Below are 19532 nucleotides of genomic sequence, written 5' to 3' on the forward strand. Positions count from 1 at the left end.
CTCAGTCTTTTCTTGCATATTTCTCTTTCATAAATTCAAAATACATGTAGCCAAAGCGATCGTACCAATCCTCCACGCCATATTTGGCCTCGCATACGTTAAGTTCCATCATGGCATCGGCCAGGTCTTGCAGCATTTCGGCATATTTTTTGTCGTATGCTTTTTCAAGGTCTTCTACCGATTTTAGTATTTTGATGCGTTCGCCCTGCCAAGCCAAACCTGCCACACCATGCACTCCAGAGGCATTGTCTCCAAAGGCTATGGCCGCATTGGTGAACTTTTTAGTGCATTTGTAGATGGTGGCCAAACGTTCAAAAAGATAGCGTCTCTCATTGAACTTTTGCCGAGCTTCCACAAAACAGCTCGCGCAGCCCTCGTCCTCATCCTCCAATATTTTACCATCTTCATCCAATGAGATTTCTGTACAGATGGATGGAATACTAGGTGCACCGGCCGGTGGCGTGGAGTTGATACACGAACTCAATCCCGTATATGAGCTGTACAGATTTTTAACCGTGGTCCAAGTGGATCGTATATTGGAAAGGGTCTTGTTTAGGTTTTCAATTCCCTTTTTCATACCGGCCCTTTCGCTTTTGAGCACTTCCAACTCGGTTTTCAACATATCTTGATCATGCTCGAACTGAGTTTTCCAATTTTCAAATTGCTCCATGGTCATGACATTTCCCTCCCAATAATTTTGGGCTGTTGTGCCAAGGGGAACCATGAAGATGAAGCACAACAACATTGTAGTGTTCTTTCCCTTTTTACCCATTAATTTTCCAGCGAGTACTCCAATGACCAGAAGTGCTACGCCCAACGCAATGTAGAGCCAAGTACCACCGCCTTTGCCGTTGTTGCCATTTCCATCTGATGATACGGCCCCTGTACTTGTATTGACCCCTGCATCACCTCCAGATTTCATCTCACTCGGTTTGATTTTTCTAAAGGCGCTGCCCAGATAACTCTTTTCTTCTGGACTTGCCAGCACGGTAATGTTGTAAAGTGAGTTGGTGGGATTGTCCGTCTCTATTTTGATGCCGAACTTGCCCTCTGCCCGGAGTTGAAACCTGACCATTCCGTCCGGGGACGAGGCTGTGCTTTTTTTGTTGTACTCATCGTTCCAAATATCCTGGTTTAAACTGACCTCCAAAGGGCTTCCATCCAAGCTGGTGACCAAAACATCCAAAAATTGGAACATGGAATGCCCGGTCACAAAGTGATACATGATAGAATCAGTCATTCGATTGAAGAACACCATCCCTTTCTCCCCTTCATGCCCATCTCGGGTATCTTCCGAAAGCATCAATTCAATAGGCTTTATGGCTTTGTCCAACGTGTAGGGCTGGGCAAATGCTTGAAGGCATCCCAGGGAGAGAAAACCGAACAATAATATGATCTTTATCTGTTTCATGATATTAGTTCTTGTATTTTTCGATTAAGTAATCAATTGCCTGAATACCTTTCTGTTCCAGATATTCGCTTTGGGTCTTGTCCACCTTGAACAAGGTTCTATACCGGATTTGGATCCCATTGGCGTAGTTTGGATTTTGAAGGATGAAATACCCCTGATTGGGATGTTTCCAGATATAGTGATCGCCTGAATTGCTTATCCTTAAAAATTTTTTCTCATAAGAACCCGATTGCCAACTTGAGATTTCCGACCGTACATCGGACATGGGTTTCTGAAAGAATGTCAAGCCAAAAACGGATTGGCTGCCATCCTTGAGCGTTAGATTGTAACTGCATAAATATCCTTGACCACTGGGGCCATTGGAGATCTCCTTCATATCCGTAACAGAAATACCGTAGAGGGTGGCTACTTCTTCAGCTGTTAACTTACATTGGGAGCTGGAGGCGTAAAGGTTGGTATAATCCCCATGTTGCTCAAGGCCAATTCCGTTTGTGTTTACTTTACTCTTGGCGGTAGTCTCCACCTTCGCCTCCGAAGTGGCCTCCCCTCTTTTTTTGTTTGACTGCCCGCAGGCCATGAAGAGCACTACTGCAAAAAAAATGATTGAAATCTTTTTGGTTTCCATACTGATTCTGATTGATTATTCCTTTTCCCTTACCAATGTCACCACAGCCCCACTCATATCATCTTTCATAACCAACCGGTTTTGGGTCTGTTCCATAATGGTCTGGGTGGTGGTTATCTTGGTTGTGCTCATCTCATCCTTTGCCTCGGCAGTAACTTTCATGATGTTGTCCTCCAACTCAAAAGTGCCCCCACTATCGGTAAGTAGATTACAGTCATTATCATAAAACTGGACATGATAGTTGTTGGCCGAATAGGTGATGTTGGATTTCTTGCCACAATCGTTCAGGTTTTCGTATCCGGGCACCCCTTCAAGGGATTCATAGTACCAAATACCCTCAAGGCCATTCCCCTCGTTATCTTCCTTTTTGTCCATCACACTTTTGGGAACGCCAAAAACGGTTTCAATGGCTTTTTCCGTACTCTCTTCAGCTTTTTGTTCCGCCTTGCGTTCCACGGTTCGTTCCACCCCACGTTCAGCACCTTCTTTGGCTTTTTTGCCCAACTTTTTAAGAAACTGCGCCTCGGTGTGCTGTAAAGGAATCAGCAATGTTCCTCCCAGAAGAATAAGCATGATTGTCTTTGTTTTCATGATGTGTTTACTTTTTGTTGAAATGTATCTTCTTGATCAACTTGTGTTTGTTGATGATGTTCAGTTCATAATGGCCCTTCTCCAAATACTTTATGTTCAAATAGATCCTGGTATTGGGGAGATGGTCCATTTCCCCTCTATAGTGCAGGGGTTTGCCGTTGCGTGACTTCATTGTTCCAAAGCTATGGGATGCTTTGGACAGCATCATGTAATTATGTAACAGATACCATGGGTATATGTAACATAGGGAACACTCCCTTTAAAAGGGCATGCTATGGGATTAAGAAATAAGGGAAATCAGGTAGTCTTCCTAAAATCGGATGGGGAAAGACCGTAAACATCCTTAAAGCATTTCGAGAAATAGGTGGCTTCGTTGAAACCTGAACTATAGGCTACCTCGGCAATACTGAGTTTAGGGTTTTTCAGAAGTTCCGAGGCTGCTTTCAATCGTTCGTTACGAACGAACTCTGTGGCGGAGACCCCCAATAGGGATTTTAGTTTTCTATGCAGTTGCATCCGGCTCAGGTTCATCCGCGAAGCAAAATCATCGGTGGTAAAATCGGGATTGGTCAATTCGGCGTCCATAACGGTTTCCAATCGTTGTATAAATCTTTCATCAGCCGTATTGATGGCAATATCCACAGGTCTTAAAATGAGTTCTCGGCTATACCTTTCCTGTAGTTTTTTGCGTTCATGGAGAAGCTGATGAACCGTTGCCTTCACAATTTTGTGATTGAAGGGCTTGGTAAGATACCCATCAGCTTGGGTCAGCAAACCTTTCAATCTGGCTTCATCCCCTGCCTTGGCGGTGAGCAACACTATCGGAACAGAAGACGTGAGTTCATTTTCCTTCAATTCCTTTACCAATGCATACCCGTCCTTTTTGGGCATCATGATATCTGAAATTATCATATCAGGAATTTCCTTTTGGGCCAATTCAAAAGCTTCTTCCCCATTACTGGCTTCAAGTATGGTGAAATCTTCCTTGAAAATATCCTTGAGCACGGTCCGAATATCCGGATGATCGTCTGCAATGAGCAAAACGGGAACCTCATCACTTTCAATTTTAATGACCTGTTCCTGTTGATCGGAATGTGAATCATTGTTGTCCTCTATTAAAATGGCTTCTTTCAAATCCTTTTTCAACGGCATTTCAACGGAGATCATCACTTTTCCCTTATCCAAACTTGCATGAATGGAACCTTCGCAAATAGTCACCAGATTCTTCACCAAGGCCAGCCCTATTCCAAAACCAACCGCAGTGCCATCCTTTTGATAAAAACGCTCAAAGAATCTGGGTAGGTCTTTCTCTTTCACTTGACCATTGCGGTTTTCAATTTCCAACTCAAGTCTTTCATTGTGTATCCTTGAAACAAAGGAAACAGGCCCACCTTCCCTATATTTAAAAGCATTGGAAAGTAAATTGACAACAATCTTCGCCAGAATGTCCCTATCGAAATAATGAGGCTCCTCTGAAACCTGTACATTAACTTCGAATGGAACCCCCTCTTCTTTGGCCCGAAACTGAAACGGCTCCAGAAGGGTATTTAAAAAAGAGGAAACATTCCCCTTTTTCAGGATAATCTTCAATTGGCCTCCCTCTATTTTTGAGAGTTCCAATAGCTGGTCCACAAGTTCCAACATCCGATCGGCATTGTTGTCGATCAGGTCCAATTGTTTTTGGTTCGTTCCATCCGAGATGGACCTTAATTGCTGCACCGGACTCTTGATCAGGGTCAATGGGGTTCTAAACTCGTGTGAGACGTTGGCAAAGAAACGGGATTTGAGCGTGTCGAGTTCCTTTATCCTTTCGGCTGTCCTTAGCTTGTTCCTATATCCATAAAACAAAAGGCTCGCAATTGCCAAGAACAGCCCCAAGAGCCCAATATATAGGATTTTTTGATTTTTCCTGCGTTGTTCAGAGAGTTTGTTCCGGGCTGAGAGCAGGGTTATTTCCTGCTCCTTTTTTTCGGTTTGGTATTTGGCTTCCAGCTCGTAGAATTTTTCGGCTTCCATCCTATCCGTAAGAATGGCTTCAAGGGAGTCTTTTTCCCTGAGCAAGGGAACGGCCTTTTCCAAAGCCCCATTTTCAATCAATACGTCGATATGGTTCTTTAAAACCTCTATCTGTATAGGTGAGAACTCCCGGCGCTTTATCAAACCATAAGCTTTGTTTGATTGGTCCAAAGCGGTCGTATTGTTTCCCAAGGTCAAGTTGTTGGTTGCCTTGGCCGAGAGTGTTTCGGCCAGACTGAGACTATCGCCCAATTCTGTATAAATGGTCTCGGCACTGTCCAAATAAACTATGGAGGATTGCAGACTATCCTGTTTCTGAAATCCGATTCCCAAGAACAGCGCGCTGCTTCCTTGGAAGTATTTCTCCCCAATATCCGTAAAGTACCCATATGTACTTTTCAAATGCCCTGTACCTTTCGATGGATCTCCCAAAACAACCTCGGTGATTCCCTTATTGAGCAACAGGTTCATCACATTAAAGGTATCTTTCTTCTTTCTGGCCATCTCCAGACCTGCATCAATGTACTCCAGGGAACTCCTATACTTTTTTAGTTCGCGGTAGCATTGCGCTATGTTGTTGTACACCTTGAACCTATATACATCTGCAAGGGGATTATCCGGTTGTATGTTCTTTTCGACATTGATATAGTTCTCGATCGAGCGATTTAAAAAGCCTCTTTCGTAATCCAAAATGGCCAACAGGAAGTAATTGTCCTCTATTCCTGTTTTGTCCTCGTCTTCCTCGACTTCTGCGATGAGGTTGGTAAGCACTTTCTCCGTCTCATCAAACATTTTGTTGCTCAGGTACTCTTGGGCAATCCATGCCCTAGATTTTCTATATAAAAAAGTATCCCCAGCTTTTTGGGCCAGTTCGGAAGCCTTCTCATAATAAGCAATGGCATTTTTCAAGTCCCCACCGGATGCATGGTAATGCCCATAAAAAAAATGACCAAGCGCCAAGCATTCCAAACAATCCCCGTCATTGTCCAGTGCCAGTACGTTTTCAATTTCAGTTTTTGCTTTTTCCCTATCGATGGTCAAGTAGATATCCACCATCTTTACCTTTATCCTTGCCTTTTCTTTGATATCTGTGGTGCCTTCATATACTTTGTTGAGCGAGTCAAGCTTGGAATCGTATTGGGCAAAGACCAGAGCGGGTAAGAAAAATAACGTAACTAATAACCTTTTCATCTCAAACTAAAGCTTAGGACAACCAATAGTACAATATTTTAACCGGGGGGCTGGATAGTGTGGTAACAACTAAAGTTACATAATTTAATCCATGTGATCAAAATGACCATTACATCCTTAGTAATCAATAGGTTGTAGAATCAAGAATGAACCGGTTCATATTCAGTCCTGAATATCAAAATTTTAAAGGGTTCAGATTATATAGGAATCTTATAAGGGACTAGTAGATTAAAAAAATTGAGCTTGGTTCAAGGTGTAAAAAACTTATACTATGATTATTAAAGCCCATACTATATTGACATAATGTTGAAGTCAGGGCCAGTAGATATAATAATATTCAATTAGTACCTAAAACCAATTATAAATACACTGCGTTTTACAATTGCTCGCCCTTTCGGTCTCTCTTTTCTAGATCTTCACAAAAAAGAAGACAACAAATAGCATCGCTTGATATGCCATTTCACTAAATAACAATACTATTTTCATTGCAGTGGCGTACCTCTTAGTCTTTTGAAAACCTCGTACGTTTTATCCACTTTCTCTTTTGGGGTATTCTCAAATTCCTTTTCAGTTACCTTATAGTAGGTCTGAAGGCTGTCCAATTTTTGATGCATTGTGACTATGATGTCTTTGTATTGTTCATCATTAATGGCATTGTGAACTTCTTGGGGGTCCTTTTGTAGGTCATAGAATTCCCATTCATCGATATCATCATAAAAATGGATGAGTTTGTATCTGTCCGTTCGCACACCATATTGTCTTTTGACCATATGAAATGCTGGAAAGTCATAATAGTGATAGTAAATGGCATCCTTAAAATCCGTTCTGGAACCTTCCAATACATCTCGAAAAGATGCACCTTGCATTTCCGAAGCATATTGCGAACCTCCAACCAAATCAAGAAAAGTAGGGGCAAAATCCAAGTTTTGGACTAGGGCATCAATAGTTGTTTCCGGTTCAATAACTCCGGGCAGTTGCATCAACAATGGCATTTTCATGGACTCCTCGTACATAAAACGCTTATCGAACCAACCATGCTCTCCCAAATAAAATCCTTGATCCGATGTGTATACCACCAAAGTGTTTTCATCCAAACCTGTTTCTTCCAAATAATCCAAGATCTTGCCGATGCCTTCATCCACAGCCTTTACCGTTGCCAAATACTCTTGTAGATAGCGCTGTCCCTTCCATTCAGCCAACTCTTTTCCATGCAAATTCGCTTCCCAAAAGGCATTGTTCTTGGCCAAGTAGGCCTCGTCCCACACTTTGCGTTGCTCAGGGGTCATTCGGTCAAAATCTGTGGTCCACGGATTATGGGCCAATTCAGTACTACCATAGCCATCACTCATTTTTAAATCGTGGCCCTCGTACATGTCCTCATAAATGGTCTGTTGCTGTTCAGCTGCTGCCCTCTGGTCCTCAAATTCTGGAAAATAGGTGTCGGGCAATGGGAATGTAATGGAATCGTACACATTTAAATGACGCAATGCAGGCATCCAATTTCGATGTGGGGCTTTATGGTGCACCATTAAATAGAAAGGTTCCTGTGTGCTATCTCTCTGTTTTAGCCAATTCAGACTTTTTTCTGTAATCAAATCCGTAGCGTACCCTTCAACTATGGTGGTGTCTTCCCCTGAAATGAATTCTGGATTGTAATAATTCCCTTGGTCATTTAATATATCCCAATAATCAAATCCGGTAGGTGCTCCATGCAAATGCCATTTTCCAATAATCGCAGTTTCATATCCCAATTTTTTTAAATGCTTGGGCAATGTGGGTTGATTGCCATCAAATCGCTCTCCATTCATCCGAAACCCATTGATATGGCTGTGCTTTCCTGTTAGGATAACCGCCCTACTGGGTCCACAAATGGAATTCGTACAGAAATTATTCCGGAATAGGGCTCCATTTTTGGCAATCCGGTCGATATTAGGGGTGGGAGCCAACTTGCCCAGTTCATGTCCATACGCACTGATGGCTTGAAAGGCATGGTCGTCCGACATAATGAAAATGATGTTTGGTGGACCTGTTGCCACTTCTTCTTCTGATTTTCCTTCTTGCTTACAGGCCAAAACCAATAGCAAACCTGCCAAAACTGCAAAAATGCGCATAGTGTATTATTTTAAGGTGAATGTTTTTGAAAGTTGGGCATCTGAGTCGGTGCCTACAAAAACCTCAAATTCGCCCGGTTCAGCCACAAAATCCAAGTGACTATTATAAAACTTTAGGTCATCTGGAGCCAATGTGATGGTCACTTCTTTTCGTTCTCCTTTTTTCAATGTTATTTTTTGAAATCCTTTCAATTCCCTCTTTGGTGGAGTGATGCTTCTCACCACATCCCTTAGATACAGCTGCACCACTTCTTCCCCGTCATAATCACCGGTGTTGGCAATGGTTACCGTGGCCGATATGGATTCATTTTGCCCAATGGTTGTTTTGTCCAGCCTAAGGCTGGAATAGGAAAAAGTGGTATAGCTCAGCCCATATCCAAAAGGCAACAATGGTGAATTTGGGGAATCCAAATAATTGGATTTAAATTTTTGGAACTCTTCACTCCCTGGCGCAGGTCTCCCTGTATTTTTCACACTGTGGTAAATTGGAATCTGTCCTACATTTCGGGGCCAAGTTGCCGTTAGTTTTCCTGATGGATTGTAATCTCCAAAGACCACATCGGCTATCGCATTCCCCGCTTCCACACCGGGATGCCAAACTTGTAAAATGGCAACGGGGAGTTCAAATTCCTCAGGAATGGTCAACGGTCTTCCACTCATGAGAACCAAGGCCACCGGCTTACCAGTTTCTATCAATATCTTGATTAATTTCTTCTGACTTTCTGGGATTGAAAGGTCGGTACGACTCGCGGCTTCCCCACTCATCTCAGTGGCTTCACCCACAACAACGACAACAACCTCTGAGTTTTTGGCCACATCAACCGCCTCTTTCAACATCACCTCAGGTGACCGTTCATCGATTTCTATTCGAGGTCCAAACATGTTCACGTGCTTGGCAAATTCAGGGTCATCCGAAATGTTGGCTCCTTTCGCATATTGAATGGTGGCGTTGGGTGCCACATTTTTGAAACCTTCCCTAATCGTCACGGCCAATTTTACATCCCCAGTTGGGGCCCAAGTACCTAACATATTGTTTCGGCTATCCGCCAATGGGCCAATTAGGGCAATTTTTTTGCCTTTTTGAAAGGGTAAGATATTTTGGTGGTTCTTCAATAGCACAAAGGAATGGGTCGCCAATTTCCGGGCCAAAGCCCTATTTTCTATGGTTAGGATGTCTTTTTCTGGGCGATTGCCATCCAAATATCGATAAGGGTCCTCAAAAAGTCCTGATTGGTATTTGGCTTCCAAAATTCGTCGGCATGCATTGGTGATTGCTTCCTCGGTAACCTTACCTTCTTCCCAGGATTTCTTTAAAGTGGTCAAAAAACCTTCACCCACCATATCCATATCCAATCCTGCATTTAAAGATAATGCTGAAACAGTTTGTAAATCGCCAAGTCCATGGGCAATCATTTCATTCAATGAGGTATAATCCGAAACCACAAATCCCCGGAATCCCCAACGGTCACGCAACAAATCGGTGAGTAACCATTTGTTTCCGGTTGCCGGAACACCATCAACATCATTAAATGAACTCATAACACTGGCCACACCAGCGTCTATGGCCGCTTTATACGGAGGCAAATATTGATTGAACATTTTTATTTTGCTCATGTCCACGGAATGGTAATCGCGCCCTGCCTCCGCTGCTCCATAAAGCGCAAAGTGTTTTACACAGGCTAACATGGTGTAGGTTGCCGCCAAATCATTTCCTTGATAACCTTTTATCATAGCCTCGGCTATTTTTGATCCCAAATAGGGGTCTTCCCCTGCTCCTTCTGCAATCCGGCCCCAGCGGGGGTCACGGGCAATATCCACCATGGGAGAAAAATTCCAGTTGATACCATCAGCCGTGGCTTCTTTTGCCGCCATCTGTGCGGCTTGTCCCACCAACTCCATATCCCAACTGGAAGACAATCCCAAAGGGATTGGATAGGTAGTTTTATATCCGTGGATTACATCGGAACCAATAAGCAATGGAATCCCCAAACGACTTTCTTTAACGGCCAGTTCTTGGGCAACCCGTACTTTATCGGGCCCTGCGACTCCAAAAAGACCTCCTACCTGTCCGGCCTTTATCTTGGCTTCAACATTTTTGCTCACTACCTCGCCAGTAGCCACACCACCGCCTGGTGTCACAAGGTTCAATTGACCTATTTTCTCTTCCAAGGTCATTTTCTGCAATAGGGCTTCCACTTCAGGAATCCTTTCTTGTGCATTCACCGCCCATGTGCATAACGCTACAATGGTTATCACTATTCCTTTTATGTGCATGAACAGATTTTTTAAGTTGACTTATTCTGATTTTACAATGGGAGTCCTTGCGGAAATTCCATTGTTGTTGAATGCCTCTATCTGAAAATAGTAGGCATCGGCTCGGTCCATTCCTGAAAAATAATATTCATTGGTACCATATACCATGATGCTACCGTATAGCTTATCCTCTGATTTCCCGAAATAGATGACATAGCCGTCGGCTACATCATTTTGCTTCCAGCGGAGCCAGGAGTTTCTACGTTCTCCAAATTTTTCAGGATTGTTTCTGAGCACAACAAAATTCTCCACAGCTGCAGGTTTTTCACCATTACCCTTTCCAAAGACCCGAAAGCCGCTCAACGCAAATTTTCCTGTTGGCATTTTTATGTTTTCCAGTTTTAGGAATCGGGCTTTTGCTGGTTTATCAAACTCAATATAATCATGGGGAACATCGGTCACATTGTTACTATTATCTACCAGAACAGACCACTTTTTTCCATCGTTGGAAGCATAAATCTTATACTGATGGTAAACTCCTGTGGATTTCCCCAGAAATTCAGCTTCCTGATCGGCATAGTTGATTTGAATGGCATTTATGGTAGACACCTCTCCCAAATCTGTTTGAAAATACTCCCCTTTATGTCCGGATTTGGCGCTCCAATAGGTTCGCATATTTTCATCCACAGCATAGTTGGGTTGATACCCCCCCAATGTAGAAGATACTTGTACAGGTTTGTTGTAATTCAATATCATCCAACCGGTAAAAAGCCCTTTTATATGATCTGCGTTTTCTTGAGGCAGGTATGTGGGGTAATCGCCATAGGCCGTATTGCAATACATAACATCCTCTTGATCAAAACCTGCGGGCCAAATACCAATTCTTCGCTCAAAATTGTTTTTATTGTTAAGGATGATTGTAGAGACATGCCACCAATTGCCGTACGTATCCTGATATGTGGCTCCATGCCCAGCACCTCTGGCAAATCCTCCCGGTTTATATGAAAATGGGTTGTGTTTCTGATAGGCAAATCCCTTCAACGGATGATCACTTACATATACCCCATCGGCATAGCCGCTGAATTCGGTTCCTGGGGCACCGTATTGCAAATAATACTTTTCGTTATGTTTGGTAACCCAGGCCCCTTCCATGAAAGGTTGCAAAAAGGTATTGTCATTATGTTCACCAAAACGTTCCCAACCATGGTCTTCGGGTGCCAAGTTCATCAAAGGCTTTACATAACCCTCGGATTGCATGGTTTTTGTGTTAATTTTTGTTCCAAACAAAGGATGTACATTGCTTGACCCCCAATAGAGGTAGAGGTCATCGGTATCTTCCTCGTACAAAAATGCGGGGTCCCATGCCCCAACTTTAAGGGAGTCCACTGCGATTTCCCAATTATCCGTAGTTGGATCCTTGCTCTTCCATAAAGAAAATCCCGGACCATGTGTGGAACCAATCAGATAGAGTTCATCTTTCATTACAAATGCCGCAGGAGCGCAAAGTTCGTCATAGACCTTATTTCGTTCACGTAAAAACTTCCTTGGGATAAATTTCCAATTGTACATATCATCGCTCCACCAATACCCCCATTGGTTGGTCGAAAACAAAAAATACTTGTCCTTAAAAGTGACTATTACAGGGTCGGCAGTAGCTCGATGTTTTCCATGCCTTGCAAAGCGGGGTATGGGCGTGTACCCATAATCTATATTGATTGGATTGCAATAGGTTTTTTGTTGTGCTGATATAACCTGAGTTGTGCCTATTATTGTTAGGGCAATACATATGGAGCAAATTTTATTCATAATCGGAGGGTTTCTGATGTGAAAACAACCAGGGCATTAGGTCAGGTTCAGCAAACGTAGGATCCCAACTGTTGTGATTGGCAAAATCATATATTGTAAATTTTGGATAGGCCCCTACCTTTAAGAGAGCGGATACTATTTCCATGGATTGAAGTGGATTTACCACATTGTCTTGGGCACCATGAAACACCCATAATGGAGTTTCATTGGCATAAACGGACACAGATTCAGGATCTCCACCACCACAAATTGGGATTGCAGCAGCAAAAGTATTGGGTTTTCGACTTAACAATTCGAAGGTTCCCATTCCTCCCATTGATAATCCCATTAAATATATTTGATGATCATTTGTGTATGATTTCCGTATGGTCGTGTCTAGCAAATCCATGACCATTTTCAAAGGTTTGGTAGGGCCATCTTTGTAATTAAAATTCAATTTAACGGGATATGTGCTTCGATCCACATCTACATTGGACCAATAACTTTCCTTGGGGCATTGTGGAAAAATGACAATTGCGGGATAGCGTTCTTGCAGGTAATCCGTAGCAAACAACTTACCGCCATGGGTCAATTGGCTTTGATTATCGCTGCCACGCTCCCCTGCTCCATGTAAAAAAAGCACCACTGGGTAATTTCCATCTTCTTGGAAATTCTTCGGATACATAATCCGATATTGTAACGTATCATTCCCATCAATCAACATTTTGGATTCATATTTTGATTGCCATTGCGCAACAATCAAATTACATGCAAGGAGTAAAAGAAATAACGATAGTTGTCTCATCATATCAAAATCCAAGTTTGGTCAAACCGGTCTGTACATCTTCATTGCCCATAAATAAGTTCCAAAGCAATCCAGTTCTATAGTTCTCGATCATAATGATCTGGGGGCCTTGGTCTATGGCCAAATAAGCTTCGGCCACCCAATAGTTGTTTTGCGGGCTGAAGGCGTCATAAAATCCAGCCGGGCCTAAAAGTTTATCCTTGTTTTTATAGAAATAGTGCATCGCTTTCAAGGATTCTTCGGGTGTATAGGGAATGGAACTTATGGCGGCCGTGGGCGATATAACCCCTGTATCATTGGATGGGTTATGGGCGTTATAGCCAATACTCCCATCGTTATTTCTGGAATAGCTTGCCGTTAATCCCCAACAGTCTTCCCCATAATCCAAATAATTGTTGGGATTGTCCACGCAATATGCATAGTTGATTTTGGAATGATTCACATTCACATCCCAATAATCAACAAATTCATCCGACAGTGTAGTTGGGTCAAGCCCTAAATAGGAATAGTGTGCCCAGAACAGGGGGCCACCAAATTGTTCCGATCCATTGTGCTTCACCAAAAGCGGGTGCCCATATTGGGTATTGGCTGAGACTATACTGCCGTCCGAGGCCCATCCACTTGTGTATACTTCCTTGGATATGTCATAATCAGGGGAAGCTGCAGCCATGATGTAGGTAATCAGCACTTCATTATACCCTCTAAGCTGAAAATTGATGTCGAATCCAAAGTTTGGACTCCAATGCCAGTACAGCACATTTTGTCCTTGGGTATACCAGTCCCATTCCACTCCTTTCCAAAGGTCATCCGCTTGTTGTGCCAGCGTTTGTTCCGAAGCACTTCCGCTCTTAAAATATTCCTTTACACATATTAGGCCCTGCGCCAAAAATGCGGTTTCCACCAAATCGCCTCCATCATCCATTGCACTGAATGGAATCACAGATCCGTTGGTACCATTGATCCAATGCGACCATGCACCATGAAAACGGTCTGCGTTCTCCAAGAAATCGAGAAGGGTGGTCAATCGTTCCACACCTTGTTCCTTGCTGATAAAACCTCTTTCCATTCCCACTATCAAGGCCATGAGACCAAAGCCCGTACCTCCTGCTGTAACCACATTTGCGTCCCTGCCTGGGTCATTAGGATGGTATCGTTCCCGGGCGCCCCCTGAATTTTCTTCAGCGTGATCCCAGAAATATTTAAAGGTTTCAGCTTGAGTGAGGTCCATGAGTTCTTCATCTGTGATGTTCGGTTCTTCCTCTTCCTCTCCCTCTTCAACGGGAACCTCATCGTCCGTAGGCAATTCTGATAACCCCGTAGGTCCTTTTCCATCATCGGAACAGGAGAAAAAGAAAAGTGTACAAAGCAAAAAATATCCAACTATGTTTTTTACCATCTTATTCTTGGGTTTTAAAACCTAGTTTATCCAATCCTTTCTGTACATCTGTATTGGCCATGAACAATTTCCATAACAAGCCACTCCTGTGATTTTCAATCATTACGGGAATTGGGCCTTGGTCTATGGCTAAATATCTGGGTAAATACCAGTTGTTTTCCAAACTAAAAGCGTCATAGGGGCCGTACTTGCCAACCAGACTGTCTTGTTTAGTGTAGATAAAGCGTAAAAACTGCATGCTTTCCTTTGGTGTATACGGCATGGAAGAGAGTGCCGCAGTTGGAGAAATCACTCCCAAATCCATGCCAGGACGGTGACCAGCGTATCCTTTAATGGAGTAGCTCGATGTAAGCCCCCAACAATTTTCACCGTATCCCTTGTAACCTTTGGGGTTATCCACAGCATATTTGTATTGAATCATGGCATGATTCACATTCAACTTCCAGTAATCCGCATACTGATCTGTAAGACCCTTCGGGTTCAACCCCAAATAGGAGTAATGGGCCCAAAACAATGGGCCTACTTGGGCTTTATCATGCTCATAATGGTTCAGTTCGGTTTCCAAACCATAGTAGGTAGTGTCATTGGTTATTTTGCCGTTCAAGGCCCAACCTTTTTCGTACACGCTTTTTTTGATGGAATGGGTAGGCGAAGCAGCCGCCAACACGTACATGATCAAGCATTCATTGTACCCGCCCACGGGAAAATTCATTTCCCAGTTGTACTCGGGGCTCCAGTGCCAATAGAGCACATCTTCCCCGTTTTTGGTATACCAGTCCCACTCAACACCTTCCCAAAGTTTCTGGATTTTATCCGCTAGCTTTAGTTCACGTTCATTACCGTCTTTGAAGTATTCCTTTACTGCTAGGAGTCCTTGAACCAGAAAGGCAGTTTCTACCAAATCGCCTCCATTATCTTTTTTGCTGAAGGGGGTCACTTTACCCGAAGGTAAAAGCCAGTGGGGCCATGCGCCATGAAAACGGTCTGCTCTTTCCAAAAAACCCACAATTTTCTCGAACCGCTCAAGTGCTTGTTGACGTGTAATGAACTTTCGTTCGACTCCCACTAGAATGGCCATGAGTCCAAATCCGGACCCACCTGTGGTAATGATATCCTTATCGTGGTTTGGATACACATTGTCCATATGAAACCGTTCCCTAGCCAAACCTGAAATGGGTTCTGCCCCATCCCAAAAGTAATTGAAGGTTTGGTATTGAACGGAATCCAACAATTCTTCATCCGAATATGCTTTGGTAGCCGAAGTATTATCTGCTACACTTTTTTCCTTTTTAGTTTTTTGGCCATTGCACCCCATAACCAGGGATGCAACAGCCAAAGCAATTGAAATTAAAATTAACCTCATACAAAATCAACTAACTCAAAAAACTTAACTTTTTTGATTTTTATTAATCATTCATTATTTCTTGTATTTCCTCTTGGGTCAAGGCCTTATCAAAGAGGTACAGCTCATCAATAAAGCTTGAGTCCGACAGGTGGTTCCACCCAATAAAATTGGGTGCACCCGAACCAATGGAGAGTATGGAACAGTTTTCCCAACTGATGGTCTTGTCCGTCATATCCCCCATGTTTGCCACAGGTTCTCCATTAAAATAAATCAGTGTAGCGGTTTCGGTCACGGTAAAGGCTACGTGTACCCATTCCCCTACAGTGACATCGATCACCTCTCCATCATTCCACACATCTCCGGCATCACTGCCCACATGAAGTTTAATGCGCTGTGATGCGGCATCTCCTTCCCTAAACAATCTGAAACCAGCACTTAAATCATTGTCGCCTCCATTCATCGGTGGGCTTACTGTAAGCAGTCCTGCCCTATCAGGGGCACCGTTTACTTTGTACCAAAAAGCGCCACTGAACTGATTATTGAACAATCCATCTATAGGGAATGTGAGATACGAATCTGCTGCACCAGCATAGGCATCTGTTCCCACACTGCTTTCGCCAGCAAATCCCGGTGTTCCTTCAATCGTGGGTTCTGTATTGCTATTGGCCTCGATATAGGTACCATCAAAAGGCATGTAGAAGGTAGACCCGTAGTTTGGAACAGTAACCGTACCTCCAGCCACAGCTGCCACTTCTTCTGGGGTAAGTGCCTTATTGAAGAAACGAAGGTCATCTATGGCACTATTGTCCGACAAGTGATTCCAATAACTGAATGTAGGGCCTCCCGAACCAATGGTGAAGGTTTCACAGCCAGTCCAATCAATAGGCGCGGACATGGCAGAAGAAAGTACTTCAGTTCCATTGAAATAAATGGTGTTCTTATCGCTGGCAATGGTAAAGGCAATGTGCACCCATTCGCCAGCGGCAACATCAATGACATCACCATCGTTCCAGCTTTCACCAGCTCCGGTTCCTACATTGAGTTTTATACGTTGCTGGTTGGCATCCCCTTCCCTAAAGAGCCTGAATCCTTGGAAACGATCCACTTCATCATCACCAATGACAATAATACCGGCTCTATCAGGGTCTGCATCCACTTTGTACCAGAATGCACCACTGAATTCAGGGGTAAGTAATGCTTCATTGGCAGGGTATTGAATATATGAATCTGTTGCTCCGGCATAGGCCTGGTCACCTACCTGACTTTCATTGGTAAAGCCAGGTGTACCTACTTTAGTGGCTGACCTACTTCCCACCAAATCAATATAATCCCCATCAAAAGGCATATAGAACGACTCGCCGGGATATTGTGGCATATAAGGATTCAAAGAATTCAACATAATTTGAATATCAATATCGGTCAACGCCTTGTTGAAGATACGGAGTTCATCTATTTCACTGTAGTCTGATAAATGGTTCCAGTAATCAAAAGTAGGACCCCCTGAACCAATGGTTAAAATTTCACAACCTGTCCAGTCGATTGGGGCCGATAAATCTGCGGATAGCATTTCTATTCCGTTGAAATAAATGGTGGTCTTGGTTTGGGAGATGGACATGGCCACATGAACCCATTCACCAGCGGGAACATCAATGACACCCCCATCGTTCCAGCTTTCACCGGCTCCGGTACCCACGTTCAGTTTGATACGTTGTTCAGCTCCATTACCTTCCCTGAACAATCTAAAGCCTTGAAAACGATCTTCGGCATCATCACCAACTACAAGTATTCCTGCTCTATCCGGGACTGGGTTTACCTTATACCAAAATGCTGCACTGAATTCTGGAGTCTTAAGACCATTCATTGGGAAATTGAGGTATGAATCTTGTGCTCCTTTATACGCATCGGAACCTACATAACCATCGCCATTGAAGCCGGGTGTACCTACTTCTTCGGGTTGTTGGAAACTAATAAGGTCCATATATTGACCATCAAAAGGCATGTACATTACCTCACCATCAAACATGGCTTCGTATGGTGGAGATTTAGAGAAATTGACTTCCTCTGTGGATGTTTTCCCTTCAAGGTCTGTGGCTGTTACCACAAGTTTGTGATCTCCATCATCTAAATTGTCATAAGCGAACTCTTTAAGTACAACACGATAATCCAAGAACGAGTTGAAATTGGCTATTTGTGTACCGTTTAACATCACCTTAATGTCCGTGACCTCAATATCGTCCGTGACTTCAAAATCTATGTCAAGACTCGTTATCTCCTCAAAAACCTGTATTTGGGTTCCCTCGGTAGGATAGTTTATGGTAATTTGAGGAGCCGATTCATCAGTTCCTGGTATAATTTCCGTAATGGGATCAATCCCTTGGTCACATCCATAAAAGAACAGGATGATCAGGCAATTGACCAGTATTAATCTTATGGTTTTCATCTTTCTGCTGTGTTAGTTGTTAATTATGTCTCCCAAAATGGGGAATTCATCAATTTGGTCTTGATGATAGGTGACGTAGGCCTTATCTGCCGTAAACGTCCTTCCTTCAAAGCTGAGCTCATCATATCTACCCAACCGAACCATGTCTAAAAACCGCTTGCCCCATTCCATGGCCAATTCGGCATATTTTTCGTCTACAAGTTGATCCATGGTAACACCAGTAATGGGTGGAAGTCCTGCCCTATCCCTTACCATGTTCACTGCTTGGTCTGCACTGATGGCTGAGCCAGAGGCTCCATGCAACAAGGCCTCGGCATAGATCAATAAGGTTTCGGCATATCTATATACGATGTAGTGTTTGTTACTTCCGTATGCGGTACGCCCCGAAATGAGTTGACTACTTGGCAGATAATGTTTGCCACTGCAGAATATGGCTCTTTCATTGTCCAATAGTACATCGCCATACCGTGTTTCGGGGGAAACAAAATCGGGTAAGGTCTCTGCTGTATAATCTGTTGTGTTAATGATACTGTCAATACCGTTCTGGGTGAACAATACAGTTGTTTCCAAACGCTCGGTTTCACCTCTATCCAGCATAAAAGTCACATACTTCATACTTGGTTCAAAAAAGCCCCAGCCACCTGCGGATCCAGCCACAGCTGGGGTCCAACCGTTTGGCCCGTAAGGGGCATAGAGATGTCCTACCCGGTCTCCTTGACCTGAATTAAAATCAGAATATTGGAATTCAAACAGGTTTTCATCACTGAGCTTACCCGGTGTTTTGAACAATTCATAGTAATCTTGCATCAAACTAAACTTGCCCGAACTGATTATTGCTCCCGCAGCATCAGCAACGGCTTGATAGTTTTCCAATTCTTGGTTTGCCAATGCTTTGATCATCAAGGCTGTATACCGGGTAACGCCTCCGGGCAAATCTGTACGCTCGTTTGGGCGCATATTTGGCAAAAATGGCAGGGCTTCATCCATTTGATCGGAAATATGCTGCATTACCTCTTCTTTACTTGGTACTGAGGTCACATTTTCAAAGGCACTCAAATCCGAAGACTCAGGGATAAAGACGGCTCCATATACCTGCGACAATTGGAAAAGCAATATGGATCGCAAAACCTTTGCCTCGGCAATATATTGGTTGCCAAGGGCAACTCCTTCCTCATTAGCTAATTCCATATACCTACCAATCTGTTCCATTCCGGTATGGGCTGCTATTATATCACCGTAATAGGTTTCCCATAGGGTCCTTGAACCAAAAAAGGAGTTATCGTATACGTAACGGTCTTGGTTTTTGAGTCCTTGTTGATCTCCTGCTGCGTTGACGTCGTCTCCCCGGGTTGCCACAACCAAAGGTTGTTCCCAGCCTCTGGAATTTACCGCTTGATAAATCCCTACCAAGGAGAATATCATGTCATCGGTCTTTGAAAAGTCGGTACCGCCCGCAAAATTGTTATTGAGTTCTGGTTGCTCAAGTTCACTGGAGCAGCTTGAAACCAAGATGCCCAGAAATGCTACGAGTGCAAAAAAATTGTTTGTTTTTATAAATTTCAT

General features: G+C 43.3%; 13 protein-coding genes. All 13 read right to left on the reverse strand.

Annotated elements, in window-relative coordinates:
- Nucleotide 1: 1 nt before the first annotated feature.
- Nucleotides 2-1411 carry a hypothetical protein gene (locus ACP14V_RS10715; protein WP_272610531.1) on the reverse strand — a complete coding sequence of 470 codons (1410 nt, stop codon included), beginning with the start codon at nt 1409-1411 and terminating at the stop codon, nt 2-4.
- A gap of 4 nt (nt 1412-1415) precedes the next feature.
- Nucleotides 1416-2036, reverse strand: a complete 621-nt coding sequence (locus tag ACP14V_RS10720) for a hypothetical protein (protein ID WP_272610532.1) — start codon at nt 2034-2036, stop codon at nt 1416-1418.
- A 15-nt stretch (nt 2037-2051) separates the two neighbouring features.
- Entirely contained in the window at nt 2052-2627 is a 576-nt protein-coding gene (locus ACP14V_RS10725) for a lipocalin family protein (RefSeq protein ID WP_272610533.1), read from the reverse strand.
- 7 nt (nt 2628-2634) lie between these two features.
- A complete protein-coding gene (locus ACP14V_RS10730) occupies nt 2635-2799 on the reverse strand; it encodes a hypothetical protein (RefSeq protein ID WP_156102226.1) in 165 nt (54 codons plus the stop codon).
- 125 nt (nt 2800-2924) lie between these two features.
- A complete protein-coding gene (locus ACP14V_RS10735; protein WP_424987321.1) occupies nt 2925-5834 on the reverse strand; it encodes a response regulator in 2910 nt (969 codons plus the stop codon).
- Nucleotides 5835-6316: 482 nt separating this feature from the next.
- Nucleotides 6317-7945 carry a sulfatase family protein gene (locus ACP14V_RS10740; RefSeq protein ID WP_272610535.1) on the reverse strand — a complete coding sequence of 543 codons (1629 nt, stop codon included), beginning with the start codon at nt 7943-7945 and terminating at the stop codon, nt 6317-6319.
- A gap of 6 nt (nt 7946-7951) precedes the next feature.
- Entirely contained in the window at nt 7952-10219 is a 2268-nt protein-coding gene (bglX, locus tag ACP14V_RS10745) for a beta-glucosidase BglX (protein WP_272610536.1), read from the reverse strand.
- 21 nt (nt 10220-10240) lie between these two features.
- A complete protein-coding gene (locus ACP14V_RS10750) occupies nt 10241-12004 on the reverse strand; it encodes a discoidin domain-containing protein (protein ID WP_272610537.1) in 1764 nt (587 codons plus the stop codon).
- Complete coding sequence (locus ACP14V_RS10755; protein WP_313791647.1) at nt 11997-12791, reverse strand: alpha/beta hydrolase-fold protein; 795 nt, start codon at nt 12789-12791, stop codon at nt 11997-11999. Before ACP14V_RS10755 ends, ACP14V_RS10750 begins: the two co-directional genes overlap by 8 nt.
- Nucleotide 12792: 1 nt before the next feature.
- On the reverse strand, nt 12793-14184 hold the full coding sequence (locus ACP14V_RS10760; RefSeq protein ID WP_272610538.1) for a glucoamylase family protein: 1392 nt from the start codon (nt 14182-14184) through the stop codon (nt 12793-12795).
- A 1-nt stretch (nt 14185) separates the two neighbouring features.
- Complete coding sequence (locus tag ACP14V_RS10765) at nt 14186-15547, reverse strand: glucoamylase family protein (protein ID WP_424987324.1); 1362 nt, start codon at nt 15545-15547, stop codon at nt 14186-14188.
- A 43-nt stretch (nt 15548-15590) separates the two neighbouring features.
- Nucleotides 15591-17969 (reverse strand): LamG-like jellyroll fold domain-containing protein, encoded by a 2379-nt coding sequence (locus ACP14V_RS10770; RefSeq protein ID WP_272610540.1) that lies wholly within the window; start codon nt 17967-17969, stop codon nt 15591-15593.
- Between the two features lie 12 nt (nt 17970-17981).
- Nucleotides 17982-19532: a RagB/SusD family nutrient uptake outer membrane protein gene (locus ACP14V_RS10775; RefSeq protein WP_272610541.1), complete on the reverse strand. Its 1551-nt coding sequence runs from the start codon at nt 19530-19532 to the stop codon at nt 17982-17984.

Source organism: Flagellimonas alvinocaridis, assembly GCF_965248585.1.
In the GTDB taxonomy this organism is placed as follows: domain Bacteria; phylum Bacteroidota; class Bacteroidia; order Flavobacteriales; family Flavobacteriaceae; genus Flagellimonas; species Flagellimonas alvinocaridis.